The organism is Marinihelvus fidelis (genome assembly GCF_008725655.1).
Classification (GTDB): domain Bacteria; phylum Pseudomonadota; class Gammaproteobacteria; order Xanthomonadales; family SZUA-36; genus Marinihelvus; species Marinihelvus fidelis.
This window is the reverse complement of sequence record NZ_VYXP01000002.1, coordinates 200,153-217,674: the sequence shown is the minus strand read 5'-3', so window position 1 is coordinate 217,674 and position 17,522 is coordinate 200,153. Positions and strand designations below refer to the sequence as shown.

18 protein-coding genes are annotated in these 17,522 nt (G+C 63.2%); 9 read left to right on the top strand and 9 right to left on the bottom strand.

The features are described from left to right. Positions 1-93: 93 nt before the first annotated feature. Both F3N42_RS02380 and smpB read right to left on the bottom strand, forming a co-directional pair. Positions 94-1,923 carry an aminotransferase-like domain-containing protein gene (locus F3N42_RS02380; RefSeq protein WP_150862785.1) on the bottom strand — a complete coding sequence of 610 codons (1,830 nt, stop codon included), beginning with the start codon at positions 1,921-1,923 and terminating at the stop codon, positions 94-96. Positions 1,924-1,927: 4 nt separating this feature from the next. Beyond that, positions 1,928-2,407, bottom strand: coding sequence for an SsrA-binding protein SmpB (gene smpB, locus F3N42_RS02375; RefSeq protein ID WP_150862784.1), 480 nt, complete (start codon positions 2,405-2,407; stop codon positions 1,928-1,930). Between the two features lie 96 nt (positions 2,408-2,503). Between smpB and F3N42_RS02370 the strand changes: the two genes are divergently transcribed. Further along, positions 2,504-2,929, top strand: a complete 426-nt coding sequence (locus F3N42_RS02370) for a type II toxin-antitoxin system RatA family toxin (protein WP_150862783.1) — start codon at positions 2,504-2,506, stop codon at positions 2,927-2,929. Continuing rightward, a complete protein-coding gene (locus F3N42_RS02365; protein ID WP_150862782.1) occupies positions 2,929-3,231 on the top strand; it encodes an RnfH family protein in 303 nt (100 codons plus the stop codon). Before F3N42_RS02370 ends, F3N42_RS02365 begins: the two co-directional genes overlap by 1 nt. Here F3N42_RS02365 and bamE read toward each other — a convergent pair. Next, positions 3,217-3,885, bottom strand: a complete 669-nt coding sequence (bamE, locus tag F3N42_RS02360; protein ID WP_191621191.1) for an outer membrane protein assembly factor BamE domain-containing protein — start codon at positions 3,883-3,885, stop codon at positions 3,217-3,219. The two genes, F3N42_RS02365 and bamE, sit on opposite strands and share 15 nt — an antisense overlap. Positions 3,886-4,012: 127 nt before the next feature. Here bamE and fur point away from each other — a divergent pair, with 127 nt between their 5' ends. Further along, positions 4,013-4,417 (top strand): ferric iron uptake transcriptional regulator, encoded by a 405-nt coding sequence (gene fur, locus F3N42_RS02355; RefSeq protein ID WP_150862780.1) that lies wholly within the window; start codon positions 4,013-4,015, stop codon positions 4,415-4,417. On the opposite strand, the gene F3N42_RS02350 is transcribed toward fur, so the two are convergent. The 3 genes from F3N42_RS02350 to F3N42_RS02340 are packed head-to-tail and all read right to left on the bottom strand — an operon-like array spanning position 4,414 to position 8,215. Continuing rightward, on the bottom strand, positions 4,414-6,768 hold the full coding sequence (locus tag F3N42_RS02350; protein ID WP_191621190.1) for a PEP-utilizing enzyme: 2,355 nt from the start codon (positions 6,766-6,768) through the stop codon (positions 4,414-4,416). The genes fur and F3N42_RS02350 overlap by 4 nt on opposite strands. Further along, on the bottom strand, positions 6,765-7,580 hold the full coding sequence (locus F3N42_RS02345; RefSeq protein ID WP_224784639.1) for a phosphocholine cytidylyltransferase family protein: 816 nt from the start codon (positions 7,578-7,580) through the stop codon (positions 6,765-6,767). Before F3N42_RS02345 ends, F3N42_RS02350 begins: the two co-directional genes overlap by 4 nt. Next, a complete protein-coding gene (locus F3N42_RS02340; RefSeq protein ID WP_150862777.1) occupies positions 7,577-8,215 on the bottom strand; it encodes a gamma-glutamyl-gamma-aminobutyrate hydrolase family protein in 639 nt (212 codons plus the stop codon). The genes F3N42_RS02345 and F3N42_RS02340 overlap by 4 nt, the downstream gene beginning before the upstream one ends. Between F3N42_RS02340 and F3N42_RS02335 the strand changes: the two genes are divergently transcribed. From F3N42_RS02335 to glsA, 4 genes are all read left to right on the top strand, one after another. After that, complete coding sequence (locus F3N42_RS02335) at positions 8,214-8,762, top strand: adenylyl-sulfate kinase (RefSeq protein ID WP_150862776.1); 549 nt, start codon at positions 8,214-8,216, stop codon at positions 8,760-8,762. The genes F3N42_RS02340 and F3N42_RS02335 overlap by 2 nt on opposite strands. Then, positions 8,759-9,523 carry a class I SAM-dependent methyltransferase gene (locus F3N42_RS02330; protein WP_150862775.1) on the top strand — a complete coding sequence of 255 codons (765 nt, stop codon included), beginning with the start codon at positions 8,759-8,761 and terminating at the stop codon, positions 9,521-9,523. The genes F3N42_RS02335 and F3N42_RS02330 overlap by 4 nt, the downstream gene beginning before the upstream one ends. Further along, positions 9,520-10,302 carry a sulfotransferase domain-containing protein gene (locus F3N42_RS02325; RefSeq protein ID WP_150862774.1) on the top strand — a complete coding sequence of 261 codons (783 nt, stop codon included), beginning with the start codon at positions 9,520-9,522 and terminating at the stop codon, positions 10,300-10,302. The genes F3N42_RS02330 and F3N42_RS02325 overlap by 4 nt, the downstream gene beginning before the upstream one ends. 236 nt (positions 10,303-10,538) lie before the next feature. Next, positions 10,539-12,380 carry a glutaminase A gene (glsA, locus tag F3N42_RS02320; RefSeq protein WP_191621189.1) on the top strand — a complete coding sequence of 614 codons (1,842 nt, stop codon included), beginning with the start codon at positions 10,539-10,541 and terminating at the stop codon, positions 12,378-12,380. Positions 12,381-12,400: 20 nt separating this feature from the next. On the opposite strand, the gene F3N42_RS02315 is transcribed toward glsA, so the two are convergent. The 3 genes from F3N42_RS02315 to recN form a co-directional block, all read right to left on the bottom strand. Beyond that, entirely contained in the window at positions 12,401-12,661 is a 261-nt protein-coding gene (locus F3N42_RS02315; protein ID WP_150862772.1) for a helix-turn-helix transcriptional regulator, read from the bottom strand. 1 nt (position 12,662) lies between these two features. After that, entirely contained in the window at positions 12,663-12,848 is a 186-nt protein-coding gene (locus F3N42_RS02310; RefSeq protein ID WP_224784638.1) for a type II toxin-antitoxin system mRNA interferase toxin, RelE/StbE family, read from the bottom strand. A gap of 168 nt (positions 12,849-13,016) precedes the next feature. Then, the gene (recN, locus tag F3N42_RS02305) at positions 13,017-14,678 is read right to left on the bottom strand and encodes a DNA repair protein RecN (protein ID WP_191621188.1); all 1,662 of its coding nucleotides are present in this window, start codon (positions 14,676-14,678) and stop codon (positions 13,017-13,019) included. A 125-nt stretch (positions 14,679-14,803) separates the two neighbouring features. Between recN and grpE the strand changes: the two genes are divergently transcribed. Both grpE and dnaK read left to right on the top strand, forming a co-directional pair. Further along, positions 14,804-15,403: a nucleotide exchange factor GrpE gene (gene grpE / locus F3N42_RS02300; protein WP_150862769.1), complete on the top strand. Its 600-nt coding sequence runs from the start codon at positions 14,804-14,806 to the stop codon at positions 15,401-15,403. Between the two features lie 124 nt (positions 15,404-15,527). Beyond that, entirely contained in the window at positions 15,528-17,447 is a 1,920-nt protein-coding gene (dnaK, locus tag F3N42_RS02295) for a molecular chaperone DnaK (RefSeq protein ID WP_150862768.1), read from the top strand. Positions 17,448-17,522: the final 75 nt, after the last annotated feature.

Genomic DNA, 17,522 nt, shown 5'->3' with positions numbered 1-17,522 from the left:
CGTTCTCCTTGTCGCCACCCGGGGGCGGGTGGCTTGAACGCTTTTCAGGCTAGCAACGGGCGCGCGGGCCAGATAGGGCCAGATCTTCTATCGTTATGGGGCCAGATTTTCGGGTGGGATATCGATTTCCGCCGCGTCGACCAGGTGGCCGCCAGGCCGCCACCAGCGAATCTGGCGTCCTTCCAGGGTGACTTCCAGGCGGCTGGTTTCGCCGTAACCCCAGCGCGACCAGCGCCGGCAGTAGAGGTCGCCCTCAAGCCACCACTGGCCCTCGTCCAGGTCCTCGTCGGCGTGGCCGGCGCGTCCGCTCATGCGTCCGTTGGCATGCAGGTCGATGGTGCAGGGGTCGCCGTAAAACGTCCGGTAATGGATGACGGCGCCGGGCAGCCAGCGCGCCAGTTGTTCTCCGCTGACGCGATTCGGGTGGTCGCCGCGCAAAGTCTGCACCCGGTCGCCGCGCAGCTCGCGCACCAGTTCATCGAGTTGGCGCACGCCGTCACGGATACGCTCTTCCGGGATCGAGGTCACGCCCATGCGGAAGAAGTTCCGTGCCCCGGACGCGGCGCCGTAATACGGGGTATCCGGCTCGACCAGGATGCCCCGCCGGGCGGCGGCATCAACCAGCCGGCTCACCGGCAGGTCGTCGGGCGCACGCACCCACAGTGACGTGCCGCCGCGCGTCGGCAGGCTGATCTCGGAGTCGCGGTAGTAGTGGTTCAGCGCCTGGCGCAGGGCGTCCCAACGACTGCCCAGGATGCGGTGCAGGCGCGCGCTGGCGGCGTCGTAGTGGCCCAGTGACAGGAACAGTGCGGCGGTGCGCTGGGTCATCAGGCTGGGGCGGCCGACCACCAGGCGTCGCAACCGCCGCGCCTCGCGAATGACAGGCGCCGGGGCGACGATAAAACCCAGTCGCAGGCCCGGAGACAGCATCCGCGGCAGCCCGGACACGTACATCACGCGGCCCTCGCGGTCCATGCCGCGCAGGGCGGGGTGCGGCTGCCCCAGGAAGTTATGCTCGGTCTCAAAGTCGTTCTCAATCACCAGCGCGCCGTTGCGTCGCGCCAGGCCCAGCAGGGCGGTGCGCCGGGCCTGGTCCATGGTCACCGCTGTGGGCACCTGGTGACTGGGTGTCACGCAGATCACGTCGGCCGCGGCCAGGTCGCCATCAAGGCGCAGGCCGTTGCTGTCAAGCGGCTGGTGAAGCAGCCTGGCGCCGGCATGGGCCAGCAGCAGGCGCAGTCGCGGGTCGCCGGGCTCTTCAACGGCCACCGTCGTGGATTGGTCCACCAGCAGCCGGGTCAACAGGTACAGCGCGTTCTGCTCGCCGCCGGTAATCAGTACCTCGTCGGCAGCGGCGGTAATGCCACGCCGGGGCAGCATCTTGGTTCGAATCTGTTCGACCAGTTCCGGGTCATCACCATCGCCGCCGCCGGCACCCTCAATCTCGACGATACGACTGCCCTGGGCCAGGCGGCTGGCCTCGCGCCATTGCGCGGTGGGATACAGGGAGGCATCGAAATGGCCGTCGATGAACGGGTAGGGGTGGCGCTGCCATTCGGCCGGGATACGGAAGCTCTTATCGCTGGGCGCTTGCCGGCGGATGCGACCGGCCCAACGCTCGTCTGCCACCGGCGCCTCGCCCTGGCCGCCGGAATAGCCCACCCGGCCGTCGAGCGCGTGGGTGCTGACGAACACGCCGCTGCGGGCCCGCGATTCGATCAGGCCGTCGGCGGCCAGGCGGTCGTAGGCCAGCGCCACGGTGTTGCGCGATACCCCCAGCTGGTCGGCCAGTCCGCGCGAGGACGGCAGCCGGGAACCGGGCGGGAACGAGCCACCCAGGATGCCTTCAACGAGTTTCTGGCGGATCTGCCCCTGCAGGTTCAGCGGGCTGTCCGGGTCCAGGAAGATCAGCGCCTCGGCCATGCGCTCAGGCGTGTTTCAGGATCCGGCTCTTCTGCCGCGCCCAGTCGCGATCGCGCTCAGTCTTGCGCTTGTCGTGCATCTGCTTGCCGGTCGCCACACCCACTTCCACCTTGGCGCGGCCCTTCGACCAGTACATGGCCGTGGGCACCACGGTCTTGCCCTTGCGCTCGACCAGGCCGCCCAGGCGGTCGATCTCGCGGCGGTGCAGCAGCAGGCGCCGGGTGCGCAGCGGGTCGGGCGTGAAATGGGTTGAGACCGTCGGCAGCGGGTCGATACGGCAGCCGAACAGCCAGGCCTGGTTGTCCTTGAACAGGATGTAGCTGTCGGCGAACTGCACACGGCCCTCACGCAGGGATTTCACTTCCCAGCCCTCCAGCGACAGGCCGGCCTCGAAGCGTTCATCGATGTGGTATTCGTAGCGCGCGCGCTTATTCAGGGCGATGGTCTTCTGGGCGTTGCCCGTGCCCTTGGTTTTAGCGTTCATCTCGTGATTCTGTTTCGTGCCGACTGGGTATTGTAAAGGATGGCCATGCCGGCCCGCGTGGTATATTTGCGCCGCTCCAAAACGACAGACCGCGATATGGACATCAGCCGCACCGCACTCGTTCCGTTCAGCCCCGACCAGATGTACCGCCTGGTCGAAGACGTGAATGCCTACCCCGAATTCCTCAGCTGGTGCACCGGCGCCACGGTGCTGGAGCAGGGCGAAACCACCCAGCTGGCGTCGCTGGACATCGCCGCCGCCGGCATCCGCAAGCAGTTCACCACCCGCAACACGCTGACGCCGGGCCGGCGCCTGGACATGCACCTGGTTGACGGCCCGTTCCGCAAGCTCAACGGCGCCTGGCTGTTCGAGGCGCTGGGCGATGCCGGCTGCAAGGTGACGCTGACCATGTCGTTCGAAACCATGGGGCTGTTCGGCGGCGCCTTCGGCCGCGGCTTCGCGCACGTCGCCGACCGCCTGGTCGCCGATTTCACCAGGCGCGCGGAAGCGGTCTATCGCTGATGCAGACCCTGCGCGTTGAAGTGACCTACGCGCTGCCGGGGCAGCAGTGGCTGCTGGCCGTGGACGTGCCGGAGGGCACGACGCTGGAGCAGGCCATCGTGCTGTCAGGGATTCATGAGCGCGTGCCCGGCCTGGAAATCGACGCCGCGCGCGTTGGCATCTTCGGCAAGAAGGCCGCCCTGGACCAGGTGCTGAACGCGGGCGACCGCGTGGAAATCTACCGGCCGTTGCAGGTCGACCCCAAGGAAGTCCGCCGCGCCCGGGCCCGGGCGCAGCAGGAGAAAGAATCAGGTACCGGGTGACACCAGGTAGGTGCGCGCGCCGGTCGCGGCCTCGATGGCCGCCATCGCCGCCAGTGCCTCCGCACGGTCGCTGTAGTTGCCGCTGCGGACGATGTAATGCTCGCGCCGGCCATTGACCTGGGTGTAGACATTGGCCTCGTAACCGGCCGCTTCCAGCGCCGCCGCACGCTCATCGGCGGCCGTACGGCTGTCGAACGAACCCGCCTGGACGGACCAGCCGTCACGATATTCCGGTGCCCGCGTCGTCGGCACACCGGTCTCGACCAGGTCGGTCGGGATGCCGTCCTCGTTCGCCGAGGGCAGGGGCCTGGCGCCGTCGGCGGTCAGTTCCTCGGTGCCTTCACCCTCGCGCACACCGGTCATCGACACCAGCGAGCCGTTGTCGAACTCCAGTGTCACCAGGCGGCGCACCGGGTCGCCACCACGGCGGCTGAATGACGAGAGATAGTCCCAGCGATCCTGGTGGAACGGGTCCTGGATGGCCGGCGTACCCAGCAGGAACGACACCTGGTTCTTGGTCATGCCCAGCTCCAGCTGGTCCAGGTCGTCCTGCTCGAGCGCGTTGCCCTGCTGGATATTCTGCTTGTAGATGAGGTTGCAGCCGGCGCAAAGAAAGAGAACCGCGCAGGACAGGATCAGCAGGCGCTTTGTCATTATTGTCCAGGAATTGGCGAGTGGTACACGAACGGTGAATGATACAATGCCATGACCCCTGCCGCACAGGGGCGAATGATCACTGCACGCAGGCACGGCCCGCGCACGAACCAGGAGACGCACCCAGGTGGAAACCGGAAACCTTCGCAAAGCCGGGCTGAAAGTGACCCAGCCCCGCCGCCTCATCCTCGAACTGCTCGAGCGCCGCCGCTTCAAGCACATGACCGCCGACGACATCTACCGCGCCCTTACCGACCGCGGCGAAGACATCGGCCTGGCTACCGTCTATCGCGTCCTCAACCAGTTCGAAGCCGCCGGCCTCGTCGTCAAGCACAACTTCGAAGGCGGCCAGGCCTACTACGAACTCGACTCCGGCGAACATCACGACCACATGGTCTGCGTGCAGACCGGCAAGGTCATCGAGTTCATGAACGAGGAAATCGAGAAACTCCAGCACCAGATCGCCGAAGAGCACGGCTACGAGATCGAGGATCACTCGCTCGTGCTTTACGTGCGGCCGAAGGAAAACTAGGTCGAGAGGTTTTGGCTTCTGACCGCCGATGAGCCGGCCTGGCGACTACAGATTTCAAGCCGCCGGGAGTCGAAATCGATCGTTACCTGTTGAGCCGTCAGAAGCCGGCGAAACCGGTCTGACCCTATACCAAGGACGCCAGGTGTACCTGACTCCTGGCACCTGACGGCCATGTGGGAGTTCACGCCGCCATAGCAGGTCACCAGTGCGGCGATTTCACTGCCAAACAGAAATTCATAGCCCGGGTCCGCGGCTTCCAGCACAACGATACGGCCTCGAAGACGGCCCGGCCTGGCGTCGTTGATGACGAGGGTTTCACCGCTGATGACACCCTGGCCGAAATAGTGGCCTTCGGGTTGCACTTGCGTGTGGGCAAAGACCTCGTCCGGGCTGACCAGCAAGTCCGGCAGAACGTAGGCGCCTGACTGGTCAAACGCCTTTCGCCGCTGATCAGCAACCTGGCCAAGTGCGTGCAGGGTCCCGACCGGCGCATCGGTCAGTGGCATGAGCTGGCTTAGCTCCAGCATGGACAGCTGTTCCCGGCTGACTCCCGCGTGTTCCCCGGCCCCGGCGATGGCTTCGATCAGCTGGGAAAGGTAATAGCTGTAGAGAAACTTTCCGTCTTCCCTTGCGGCTATGGACTTAACGATAAATGCGACCATGTCAGCTGCGGCGATGCCCATACCCGCATCATCCAGGGCCTGTTGGATAGCAGGCGTATTCACGCACGCCAAAGCGTCTTCGGCCTTCGGAGTCGGTGCAGGCGCAGAGAACACGCGTTCTTTCCTGTCCCGGTAACAGTGGCGCTCGATGTCGTAGGTCCCGGGGCGCAAATGGTCGAGGGAATGCCCGTTAGTTCGATGTAGCTGTTCTTCGCCTGGAGTAGCCGTCTCCCGGTGGGACTGGGGCCCTGTCGTTGTGTGCCCGGCACGGAAGAACATCGGGCGATTGTTCTCGCGCACCGCCCCGCATGCCACGAGGGCATCGAGCTGAGCCACACCGATGAAGGCCGAGCGGGCGAGCCGGCCAAACAGTCTCGCGACCTGCTTGCATTCCTTCACCAGCGCAGGGATCACTGCGTCCCCCGACTTGATCGGCGCCTCAGTTACAGCGCCCAGGCGCCGCGACAGTGCTTCCAGGTCATGCCAGAACGTGCCTTCCGGATTCATGATCCGCTGCGTCAGCAGTTTTAGCTCGCGGCAGAAGGCTTCAGTCTCTTCTGCGTTCAGGCCAGCTTGCCGGAACGTGGACTTGCGGGCGGGTGTGCCTACCGTAAAACAGGTTTCTGCGATCTGGAGTTCAACCGCGTCATGCAGCGATGGCTGCTGCTTCAGTTGTTCAATCCAGCTGCGGGTGAGCTTGTGGCGCGTTTCTGCCCGAATGCCTGCGGGTGTCAGTGATTGAAACGAGAGGTCGACATCGATGTACGGGGTGTTACCCAGCGTTCGCAACAGGTCGTGCCTTGCGGGCATGTGGTAACCCAGGTCGGCGCGCGATTGCGCCCACTCGAAGTCGGTAATCAGCTTGCGGTACAGCGAGGTGGCCAGTGGCTTGGGATTACGGCCGATAATCTCGGCTGGGTTCCAGTCCGCCATGACACTGAAAACCGGGCCGGGCGCGTCATCTTCGCGATTTGTCCACCAGGCCCTGGCCTCGCGTGCCAGGGCATGGAGGCCGGTCACAAAAGGCTCATCAGCTTCGAATGAAGGGCAATCCAGCTTCCGGGCCTGCAATAGCGTTGGCAGACCTTTTCGACGCGTAACGAACTCCAGTTCCAGGCGGTCGTGACCGAGAAAATCTTCCATTTCTTCGATCATCCTGACGAGGCTCGCATGCCGGGTGGTAAGCGGACGTCGTCCCGTTGCCTGGCGGGCTATGTATGTCACCTGGCTTTCGCCAGCGCTTCCGCGCGTCACCTGGCCAGTATCGGACCCGGGTGACTCATGAACGACAAAGTAGGGCGCGCCGGAACTGCGGCTGCGGGACGTTATCACGCCCGACCAACGAACGTCGCTGGCCATGGGTTGCACGAAAAGCCGCTGTTCGAGCCGGGGTCTGTCGTAGCTTGCAAACACGTTTGCCGCGGCTTCTCTTACCGAATCCGGGCAAGGGGGCACGCTTAAGACCGACAGGAACCTTCCTGCGTTCTGTGCCGCCTGCGCTCCCTCGTCATCATGGTCACTTCGGACCGCAAGGGGGTGTTGCTTCAGCCATTCGGGTGATTGCAACCACCAGTCACCAAACCCGTTTTGAAAGGTGGCCTGGTCAAGGTCATGAGATTCGAGAACCGTGGCGGTGTTGATCTTCCCTTTCAGGCGCTTCAGCAATTGCGCCTTACCCCAGTGGCTCAAAGTCCTGGCTCCATTGCGGGAATCGAAGAGACATCGAAGAACCGGCTGTCTTTGGTACGGAACCAGGACACGGCCGCTTCATAGTCGGCAGTACAGTCAAATTCCAGCCATCCGCGTTTGATCAGGGTCGCCTGAACCGCGATGTAATTGTCGATCAGCGACTGCAGGAAATCTGTCGTGTACTGTTGGCGGATGGCCTGTAACGCGCCAGGTGAATCGGCCGCACTTTCCAGCATTTGCCGGTAATGAGCATGACATTCGATCGCACCCAGGCTGGACAGTTTCAGCGCTCCGACAAAGCGTCCATGGACGTGCTGCAGGTTTTCTGCGGCACCGCCGATCGTCAAGAGTCGCCCATCCTCCCCCATGTTCAGGGCTTCAACATCATCCCGCCAGTGTTCGCCGCGCGCCCGAAAATAGTCGATCCAGTCCATGTCGACGAGGCAGGCGATGTCCCTGGGTTCGGCGTTCAGGCGCTCCAGGTGCCGCGGTTCAACGATGACGTCACCGTAGTGAACGAGCGTGTTGCCTTTGGGGTCATCAAATACCGTTGTTGCGCAGAACAGCGAGGCGACCATGTTGGTCGTTGCATATTCCGGGTTGACGACGACCTCGATGCCAAGCCCGGCATATTGCTCGGCGCGATAACCGGCAACGAGGGTGATGTCCTGAATGCCTGCCTGGCGAAGGTTGGTAATCTGGTGAGCAACGAGTGGTCGGCCGTTGATGGGCAGAAGTCCTTTTGGCCGGTCGGCGGTCAATGCACCCATACGGGTTCCCGTGCCGGCCGCAAGTATGACCGCACGTGTCACGAATAATGCTCCAGAAACGTTCTTACGAGTGACAGGTCACGGGCGTCGAATGGGTCAGCCCGTTCCGGATGCCACATGATGCCCAGAAACCGGCTCTGTTTGTCGATAACCGCTTCCGGGCTCCCATCGTCCGCGCGGGCGAGGATATCGTAGTGATCCGCCAGGTGGGTGACCTGCCAGTGATGGTAGGAGGCCAGGTCCTGTCGAACAAAATCTCCCGGATTGAAGGGGTCTGTGGCGTCTCCAGGTGCCAGCTCATGACGCGTTCCACCATGCCGTGTCGTACGCACCAACTGCCCTCCGGACTCGACCACGTGGAATTGCATACCTCGACAGATGCCAATCACGGGCCGCTGCCGGGCCTCGGCCTGGGCCAATAACTGCCGGTCAGCATGGTCGCGCTGCCGGGACAATGCAGAATCCGACACACTCGCAAGGTCATTCCCGCCGCTGAGCAGCAAGGCGCGGGCTTCAAGCCCCTCGAACTGGGCGCTGGCCGAGGCGTCCATCTGGGCCGGCACAAGACACCACCCCAGGGCATGAAAAAAGGCCGCCCAGCGGGTGTCGAGTGCCTGGTGTACTTCGCTCGTTCCCGGTAAGCGCAGCAGGCGTTGGCTTGCTAACATTCGTTTCATGTCGAGTATGGTTGCGAATGCGCAGAATGCAGTCAACGAAGGTGATTCCGGGGTGATGGTCTGGATCACCGGGCTGGCCGGGAGTGGCAAGACACGACTCGCCGCGTTGCTGGAAGCGACGCTGGTCAATGAAGGGGTCACGGTTGCCCGGGTCGATGGTGATGACTTTCGGAAATTTCACGTGCCGCACCTTGGGTATTCGCTGACGGATCGGCGCGAGTGCGCGACCCGCCTTACGCAGCATTGCTCGCACGTATCGCGGGCCCATGCTGTCACGATCGTGGCCACGATCTCCCTTTTCCATGACATTCACGACATGAATCGACAACTACACCCGCGTTATCTTGAAGTACTGCTGGACGTCGGTGAAACGACATTGCGTCGGCGTCGACCATTGCCAGAGGCTGAAGCTCCAAGCTGGGTCGGTGCAGGGCAGGCCGCGGAGTGGCCCCGTAGGCCACATCTCCGGCTGAGAAATGAAGTTGAAGACGACCTGCCACTGAACATCCAGGCCATGCGTGCCCACCTTGCGAAACACCTGGTATGACGGTCAATAGCCATGTGCAGTGGGACTACACCGAGCTCGCTGAACGCTATGACGACCGGGCGCCGTATGCCGATGACGCGCTGAGTTCGCTACTGGCGAATGAGCTCAGCCTCAAGCCAGGCGACAGGGTATGTGACATAGGGGCGGGCACCGGTATTTTTACCGAACTGTTGGCGTCCATGCGCCTTGACGTCGTCGCGGTCGAGCCCAACGCCGCGATGAAAAGCAAAGGGGTTGTCCGCGCACACGGCCATCATGTGACCTGGAGTAATGGAACGGCCGAAGCCAGTGGGCAGGCGGACTCCAGCTTTCGAATGGTCAGCTTTGCGAGTTCGTTCAACGTCACATGTCGCGCGAAAGCACTCGCAGAAAGCGCGAGGATTCTTGAACCCGGCGCCTGGCTGCTGGCGTTCTGGAACCACCGCTGTTTTGACGATCCGCTACAACAGCGCATTGAGGCCGCTATCCGGTCGATTCTTCCGGACTATGGCTACGGCAGTCGCCGGGAGTCCCAGGACGGTGTCGTGCAGGAAGCGGGTTGCTTTGACCGTCCGACCGGATTTTCTTTTCGGGTGGTCCATAAGTTGGAAGCGTCAAGATTCCTGCGGGCCTGGGCGTCGCATGCCACGTTGAAGCGCCAATCGGGTGATCGTTTTGACGACGTCCTGGCAGCCATCGGGGATGTTGTCGGATCGGAGCAGGGGGAATATATCGAAGTGCCCTATGAGACCAGGGGGTTCTACGCCCGGCTGCGCGCGTGAAATCCTTTCTGCAGCAACATGGCTACAACTGCCAGGTTGTTTCGGCAGAGATGCCGTCAGGTGCCGCGATACTGGCCAACGTGATGGTGGCCTGGAATGTGCCGGTCATTGACCCATGGAACCTGTCGACGTCGGGGCTCTATGAGCAAGGGCCAGGCGGTCGTATACGTGTCAGTCCCGACCCCAGTGGATTCGAGACCCTGATGCCGGAGTTGCGGCGGGGGCAAATCCTGGCCTGGCGAACCGACGTCATACCCAGGTTCCATCATTGCTCGCCGGCGCAATCGCCGCCACGGCCCAGGACAATCTGGATTGTTCGTGACCCCAGGGATTGCCTGTATTCGGCCTGGAGGCGGGAAAAAACCGCATCGTTTGCCCGGTTCCTGTCGGCAGAATGGCGCTATCCGGGCGAATCGGCGTTGACCTACATCACCAGGTTCTGCACCGCCTGGTTGTCTGCGCTTCCTGCGCTTGACGGGCTCCTTGTGCGCTTTGAAGATCTCAAACGATCGCCTGGGAAATCGCTGTTGAGGGTTTCAGAGTATCTGGGCCTTGGTGATGTTCTGGCGTCGTCCACCCACCCCAGGAAGCTGGTTGACTGGAACAGGGCCAGGAAAGCGGAATCCAGGCTGCCGGAAAGACTTCGCGCGCCGTTCACTGTCAACAGGGCAGGCCAACCGGAGGAGTGGCGAGAAAGCTGGGATTCGGAAACCACGCGGGTCTTGAACGATGAGTTTTTCTCGCTCCTTGAGCGGCTTGGCTACGACCAGGGCGGTTAACTGAACACAACCCTCTTGCGGGTCGCTGCCGCACCAAGCTGAGGCACTTTCGTGTTTCCTGGCACCGTGGTTGCACGTCCTGTCGGGGCGCAAGCGATCCGGACAGGCGCAAACCCGCCGCACTGCGCCTTTCAGTCGCTGGCGCGTAAATTGCTTTCATTACCGCATAACACCAATGAACGGGTGGGCCTTGCCGGTGCGGGGCGTGTTCACGCCCGGGCGGGATGGAGGCGGTTGTGCGCACCACGTCTTTTCAGCATTACCTTGACCAGCTGTACGCGCGGTTCCTGGATGTGCGCGATGGCGATGTCGCCAATTACATTCCCGAGCTGGCGCATGTGGACGCGGACGCGTTTGGCATGGCGCTGGTGACGGTCGACGGGCATGTCTACCAGGCCGGCGACAGCCGCACGCCGTTCAGTATCCAGTCGATCTCCAAGGCCTTTACCTACGGCATCGCGCTCGAGGACCAGGGGCCGGCGCGGGTGGCCGAGAAGATCGACGTCGAGCCGTCGGGCGAGGCTTTCAATTCCATCAGCCTGGAACCGAAGACCGGGCGTCCGCGCAACCCGATGATCAACGCCGGCGCGATTGTCGCCACCAGCCTGGTCAACGGCGAGGATGCGGCGGCGAGATTGGAACGTATCCTGGCGAAGTTCGAGCATTACGCCGGCCGTCCGTTGGGGATCAACCCGGCCATTTACGAGTCGGAACGCTCGACCGGGCACCGCAACCGCGCGATCGCCCACCTGCTGCGCAATTACGAAATCCTGGAAGGCGACCCCGAGGAGCCGCTGGATGCCTATTTCCGCCAGTGCGCGATCGAGGTAACGGCGCGTGACCTGGCACTGATGGGCGCAACGCTGGCGAATGATGGCGTCAACCCGATCACGGCGGTGCGGGCGCTGCCGTCGCCGCTGGTGCCGAATGTGCTGGCGGTGATGGCCACCTGCGGCATGTACGACTATTCCGGCAACTGGATCTTCCAGGTGGGGATGCCGGCCAAGAGCGGCGTCGGCGGCGGCGTGGTCGCGGTGCTGCCGGGCCAGTTCGGGCTGGCCGTCTATTCGCCCCGGCTGGATGCCAAGGGCAACAGCGTCCGCGGCATCGCGGTCTGTGAGTCCGTGTCGCGCGATTTCGGCATGCACATGCTGCGGGTCACGCGGACCACCACCCACAGCGTGGTGCGCAACACCTACACCCTGGCCGATGTGCACTCCAACCTGCAGCGCGACCGCGACAGCGCCCTGGCCCTGCGCGAACATGGGCACCGGGCACTGGTGCTGGAGCTGACCGGCGAACTGATGTTCGTCGCCGCCGAAGTGATCTCCAGCACGGTTGCCGACGCCATGTCCGGGCGCGACTGGCTGATTCTGGACCTGGCCCGGGTCATGGCGGTGGACAACCCAGGCGGCGCGTTGTTGACGGCATTGATGGACGAGCTGATTGATGCGGGGAAAATCGTCGTGATCGCCGGTTCCGATGGCCATTTCGCCTTCCGCCAGGCGGTTCGCGTCCACTTCAACGGCCGCGACGCGGCGCCCGTGTTCGACTACGCTGATGTTGACCGCGCGCTGGAATACGTTGAGGACCGAATCCTGGAATCCATCGGCCTGCCGTCACACGAACAGCGGCAGGTGCATCTTGATGAGCAACCCCTGTGCAAGGGCCTTGCGGCTGATGAACTGGACCTGTTCCGTAGCCTGCTGGACGAACAGTCGTTCCGGCCCGGCCAGGTCATCTGCGCCGAGGGCGAAGCCGCCGATTTCGTCTACCTGCTGCGCCACGGCCGGGTCCGGGTGTCACTGACACTGGACAACAAGCATAACCACCGACTGGGCGCCTACACCGCCGGTTGGGTGTTCGGAGAGTCCGCGCTGTTCAGCGATCACAACCGTTCTGCCGACATCATCGCCGACACCAACGTGAGCCTGTACCGGCTGGACCCGGCCCGGCTGGAGCAGCCGAAGGATGCGCGCATCGCCGCGCTGAAAGCGAAGCTATTTGCCAACCTGGCGGAGCTGAGCCTGGATCGGCTGGTGCGCGCGAATCACGAGATCCGGGTATTGACGAAGTAGAAGTGGGGGTGGGGACCAAATCAGGCGGCGTGTTCGGTTGTCACTTCCCACCCGGGGAACACCAGCACGGCGGGGTGACACTTGAGTACCCGGGCAATGGTTTTTGCTCGTTCGACACCCAGGTTGATCCGGTCATTTTCGATAGCGGATATCGTGGACTGGGCAATCCCCGATGCCCTAGCCAGGTCATTTTGGCTCATTTCCTGGAGTTCGCGAATGATTCGGACAGACTCTCCAACCGTTACGTCGATCCGTTTTTTTGCAGGCCTGAAATCACTCATATCATTTCTTCCGGTAATCATGCGGCGTGACATCAATGACGGTGACTAAAATCTCGGTCACTTTCACCTGGTAGATGACCCGGTATTTCTGTCCAAGGCGCGATGAACGAAACCCTTTCCAATTCCCTTTAAGCGATTCATCGTTGAACCCGCGAATGGCTTTCAAACCGTTGGGGCCACTGATCATCACGATATCCTTCCACTTCTCATAGCGTTTGAGAATATCGGGTGGCAAAACTTTAAAACGTTTGTCGAGACGTTTGTGTTCAAGTATATGCCACATACCAAAAAGACTATATATATTTTTTATGATATGGGCAATGCGGGAAAGCGGAACCTGTGTTTCACATGTGGCCTAGCCTGCGGCCGCTTGCAGCAGTTCCTGCGCGTGCGCGCGACTCTGGTCAGAGACTTTGCCACCCAGCATTCGGGCGATTTCTTCTATCCGGTGATCGGGATCGAGCAGGCTGGCCTCGACGTGGGTGGCCTGGTCGCTGGCGGCCTTGCTGACGCGAAGCTGGTGGTCGGCGCGGACGGCGACCTGGGCGAGGTGAGTGACGCAGAGCGACTGGCCGCTTTCGGCGGCGGTGGCGAGCAGGCGGCCGACCGCGTTGGCGGTGTCGCCGCCGACGCCGGTGTCGACTTCGTCGAAAACCTGGGTGCGGCCGGCGCCGCTGGCGGTGGCGACCCGGATGGCCAGCGAGATACGTGACAGCTCACCGCCTGAAGCCACCTTTGCCAACGGACCCGGCGGCATGCCGGCATTGGCGCTGACGCGGATGTCGATGTCGTCGTCGCCGGTGGCGCGTGGGGCGGCGTCGGGGTCGGGTCGTACGTCGATAATGAACTGGCCGCCGGCCATGCCGAGTTCGGCCATCAGGGATACAACGTTTTTGGCCAGGGCGGTGGCGTGTCTAATACGGGCGTTCGACAGCGCGCCGGAGGCTTTTCGATAGCCGGCGAGGGCCGCTTCGATTTCTTCGACCAGGGCCTCGCGCCGCTCTTCGCTGGCCTCGGCGGTGTCCAGGCGCTCGTGAAGCTTGTCGCGCAACGGCGCCAGTGCGTCGATTTCCACGCCGTGTTTGCGCGCCAGCCGGCCCAGGTCCGAGAGTGTGCTGTCCACCTGCGACAGGCGCTCGGGGTCCAGCTCGCTGCGCTCGCTGGCGTCACGCAGGCTGGCCACGGCTTCCTGGCAGTTGATCAGTGCCTCGTCCAGCATGCCGCGGGCGGCGGCGATGTCGTCGTCCAGTTCGGCAAAATCCTTCAGGTGTCGGGCGGTCGCGCCCAGGCGTTCGGTGACGCCGTCGTCATCGTCCAGCGCGGCCACCGCGTTGCCCAGCACGCGCTGCAGTTCTTCGGCGTTTGAGAGCAGCTTATGCTCGTGTTCCAGCGCCGTGACCTCCTCGGCGGACAGGGCGGTGTCGTCGAGTTCCTGTAACTGGAAGCGCAGGAATTCGGCCTCGGCGGGGGGCAGGGCAGCGCTGGCCTCCAGCGCTTTGAGCTCCTCGGTGAGCTCGCGCCACTTGCCGTACGCCGCTCGCGTGGCTTCAAGTGCCTTGTCGTAGTCGCCGGTCTCGTCCAGCAGCTCCAGCTGGCGGCGGCGGCCGGTCAGGCGGATGTGCTCGTTCTGGCCGTGGACCTCCACCAGGCGGTGGCCCAGGTCGGCCAGTTGCTGCACGGTCACCGGCGTGCCGTTGATCCACGCGGCGGAGCGGCCATTGGCGCGGATGATGCGGCGCAGCAGGCATTCGTTGCCGTTGTCGAGCTCGTTGTTGCGCAGCCAGGTGGCGGCCTCGGGGTTGCGGGCCAGGTCAAACTGCGCGTTCAGCTCGGCGCGGTCTTCGCCGGCACGCACCCAGCTGGCGTCCGAGCGCGCGCCCAGCAGCAGGCCCAGGGCGTCGACCAGGATCGACTTGCCCGCACCGGTCTCGCCGGTGATCACCGTGAAGCCGGGCTTAAAGCCCTGGTCCAGCGACGGCACGATGGCGAAATTGCGAATCTGCAGCTGCGTCAGCATGGGAGCGATTCTAGTGGATGGCCATGGTGCGCGACCAGCGTCAGATTGCTTGAATCCATGTCGGAAAACCCCATATCCCCGCACAGAACATCGAAACGGGCGACGCGCCCGGGCAGGAGTGAACATTGACCCCAGAACACGACCCCAAGAGCGCCGGCGAAGAAGCCGTCGACGACGCCATCGAGGCGGCCTGTGAAGCCGTGAAGGCCGGCGAGGAAGCCTCGGAAGCTGCCGAAGCAGGCGACGAAACCACGCAGTTGCAGGACCAGCTCGCCGACGCCGAGCAGAAAGTGGCCGACGCCCGCGACGCCATGCTGCGCATGCAGGCCGAGATGGACAATCTGCGCAAGCGCCTGGTGAACGACCTGGAGCGTTCCAAGAAGCGCGCGCTGGAAGGTTTCATGAGCGACCTGGTGCCGGTGCGCGACAGCCTGGAAAAGGGCCTGGAAGCGGCCGAGGAATCGGCGTCAGTGGAATCGCTGAAGGAAGGCAAGGCGCTGATCAAGCGCATGCTGGACAAGGCCATGGCCGATCACGGGCTGGTGGAGATCAACCCGGTGGGCGAGACCTTCAACCCCGAGGAGCACGAGGCGATCAGCATGATCCCGTCGCCGGAGCACGAGACCAATACGGTCATCGACGTGGTGCAGAAGGGCTTCCGCCTGAACGAGCGGCTGATCCGCCCGGCGCGGGTGGTGGTCTCCAGCGGCGCGCCGGACGCCTGAGCGGGCGTTTGGCCGAGCGGGTCAAGCGAATGTCATTAATTGTCATGACCCTCGTTTGAAAAACCGCCGCCAGACCCTATTTCAATAGACATCGTTTATACACTTATTTCTGGAGTACAGAATCATGGCCAAGATCATTGGTATTGACCTCGGCACCACCAACAGCTGCGTGGCTGTGATGGAAGGTGGCCAGCCCAAGGTCATCGAAAACTCGGAGGGCGATCGCACGACGCCTTCCATCGTGGCATTCACGAAAGACGACGAGGTGCTGGTCGGCCAGTCCGCCAAGCGCCAGGCCGTCACCAACCCCAAGAACACGCTGTTTGCCGTCAAGCGACTGATCGGCCGCAAGTTCGACGAAAAGGTGGTCCAGAAGGACCAGGACATCGTGCCTTACACCATCGTCAAGGCCGACAACGGCGACGCCTGGGTGGAAGTTGACGGCAAGAAGATGGCGCCGCCGGAAGTGTCCGCACGCGTGCTGATGAAGATGAAGAAAACTGCCGAGGATTACCTGGGCGAGACCGTGGAAGAAGCGGTCATCACCGTCCCGGCCTACTTCAACAACCACCAGCGCCAGGCCACCAAGGACGCCGGCAAGATCGCCGGCCTGAACGTGCGCCGGGTGATCTCCGAGCCGACTGCGGCCGCGCTGGCCTACGGCATGGACAAGAAGGGCGGTGATCGCAAGGTCGCGGTCTACGACCTGGGTGGCGGTACGTTCGACGTGTCCATCATCGAGATCGCCGAAGTGGACGGCGAGCACCAGATCGAGGTGCTGTCGACCTCAGGCGACACCTTCCTGGGTGGTGAGGACTTCGACAACCGCGTCATCGACTACCTCGTGGACCAGTTCAACAAGGACCAGGGCGTGAACCTGCGCAACGACCCGCTGGCGCTGCAGCGCCTGAAAGAGGCGGCCGAGCGCGCCAAGATCGAGCTGTCCTCAGGCCAGCAGACCGAAGTCAACCTGCCGTACATCACAGCCGATGCCTCCGGTCCCAAGCACCTGAACATCAAGCTGACCCGCGCCAAGCTGGAAGCCCTGGTGGAAGACCTGGTGAAGAACACCATTGCCCCGTGCCGCACGGCGCTGGATGACGCCGGCCTGAAGGTCAGCGACGTCAACGACGTGATCCTGGTCGGTGGCCAGACCCGTATGCCGATGGTGCAAAAAGCGGTGACGGAATTCTTCGGCAAGGAGCCGCGCAAGGACGTCAACCCGGACGAGGCCGTCGCCGTGGGCGCCGCCATCCAGGGTGGTGTGCTGGCCGGCGACGTGAAAGACGTGCTGCTGCTGGACGTGACCCCGCTGTCACTGGGTATCGAGACGCTGGGTGGCGTGTTCACCAAGCTGATCGAGAAGAACACCACGATCCCGACCAAGCAGTCGCAGACATTCTCGACCGCCGAGGACAACCAGTCCGCGGTGACCGTGCACGTACTGCAGGGCGAGCGTGAAATCGCCAGCGCCAACAAGTCACTGGCACGCTTCGACCTGGCCGGCATCCAGCCCGCCCCGCGCGGCATGCCGCAGATCGAGGTGACCTTCGACATCGACGCCAACGGCATCATGCACGTCAGCGCCAAGGACAACGCCACCGGCAAGGAACAGCGCATCGAGATCAAGGCGGGTTCCGGCCTGTCCGATGACGAGATTGAGAAAATGGTGCAGGACGCCGAGGCGCACGCGGAAGAAGATAAACAATTCCAGGAACTGGTCTCCGCCCGCAACAACGCCGACGCCATGGTCCACGCCACCCGTTCCAGCCTGAAGGAACTGGGCGACAAGATCGGTGACGACGACAAGGCCAAGGTCGAGTCCGCCATCGAAGGCGTCGAGGAAGCCATGAAGGGCGACGACAAGGCCGCCATCGAGTCCGCAGTAGAGAAACTGACCGAAGCCGGCCAGGTGATCTACCAGCAGGCCGCCGCCGAGGCCCAGGCCCAGCAGGGCGAGGGTGCCGACGCGGACGCTTCAGCGGACAGCGGTGACGACGTGGTCGACGCCGAGTTCGAAGAGGTCGACGACGACAAGAAGTGAGTGAGTGACGCGTTACGCGTGACGCGTGACACGTCAGCCGGGCGGATTGATGCCCGGGTGTGAGGTTGGAAAAAG

Bases quoted from the DNA above. Each gene is read 5' to 3' on its own strand.
- bamE (WP_191621191.1), bottom strand. From the start codon at position 3,885: ATGACAAAGCGCCTGCTGATCCTGTCCTGCGCGGTTCTCTTTCTTTGC.
- F3N42_RS02380 (WP_150862785.1), bottom strand. From the start codon at position 1,923: ATGGCCGAGGCGCTGATCTTCCTGGACCCGGACAGCCCGCTGAACCTG.
- F3N42_RS02335 (WP_150862776.1), top strand. From the start codon at position 8,214: ATGTCGAGTATGGTTGCGAATGCGCAGAATGCAGTCAACGAAGGTGAT.
- F3N42_RS02330 (WP_150862775.1), top strand. From the start codon at position 8,759: ATGACGGTCAATAGCCATGTGCAGTGGGACTACACCGAGCTCGCTGAA.
- recN (WP_191621188.1), bottom strand. From the start codon at position 14,678: ATGCTGACGCAGCTGCAGATTCGCAATTTCGCCATCGTGCCGTCGCTG.
- F3N42_RS02370 (WP_150862783.1), top strand. From the start codon at position 2,504: ATGGACATCAGCCGCACCGCACTCGTTCCGTTCAGCCCCGACCAGATG.
- smpB (WP_150862784.1), bottom strand. From the start codon at position 2,407: ATGAACGCTAAAACCAAGGGCACGGGCAACGCCCAGAAGACCATCGCC.
- F3N42_RS02340 (WP_150862777.1), bottom strand. From the start codon at position 8,215: ATGAAACGAATGTTAGCAAGCCAACGCCTGCTGCGCTTACCGGGAACG.
- dnaK (WP_150862768.1), top strand. From the start codon at position 15,528: ATGGCCAAGATCATTGGTATTGACCTCGGCACCACCAACAGCTGCGTG.
- F3N42_RS02310 (WP_224784638.1), bottom strand. From the start codon at position 12,848: ATGATCAGTGGCCCCAACGGTTTGAAAGCCATTCGCGGGTTCAACGAT.
- F3N42_RS02365 (WP_150862782.1), top strand. From the start codon at position 2,929: ATGCAGACCCTGCGCGTTGAAGTGACCTACGCGCTGCCGGGGCAGCAG.
- F3N42_RS02315 (WP_150862772.1), bottom strand. From the start codon at position 12,661: ATGAGTGATTTCAGGCCTGCAAAAAAACGGATCGACGTAACGGTTGGA.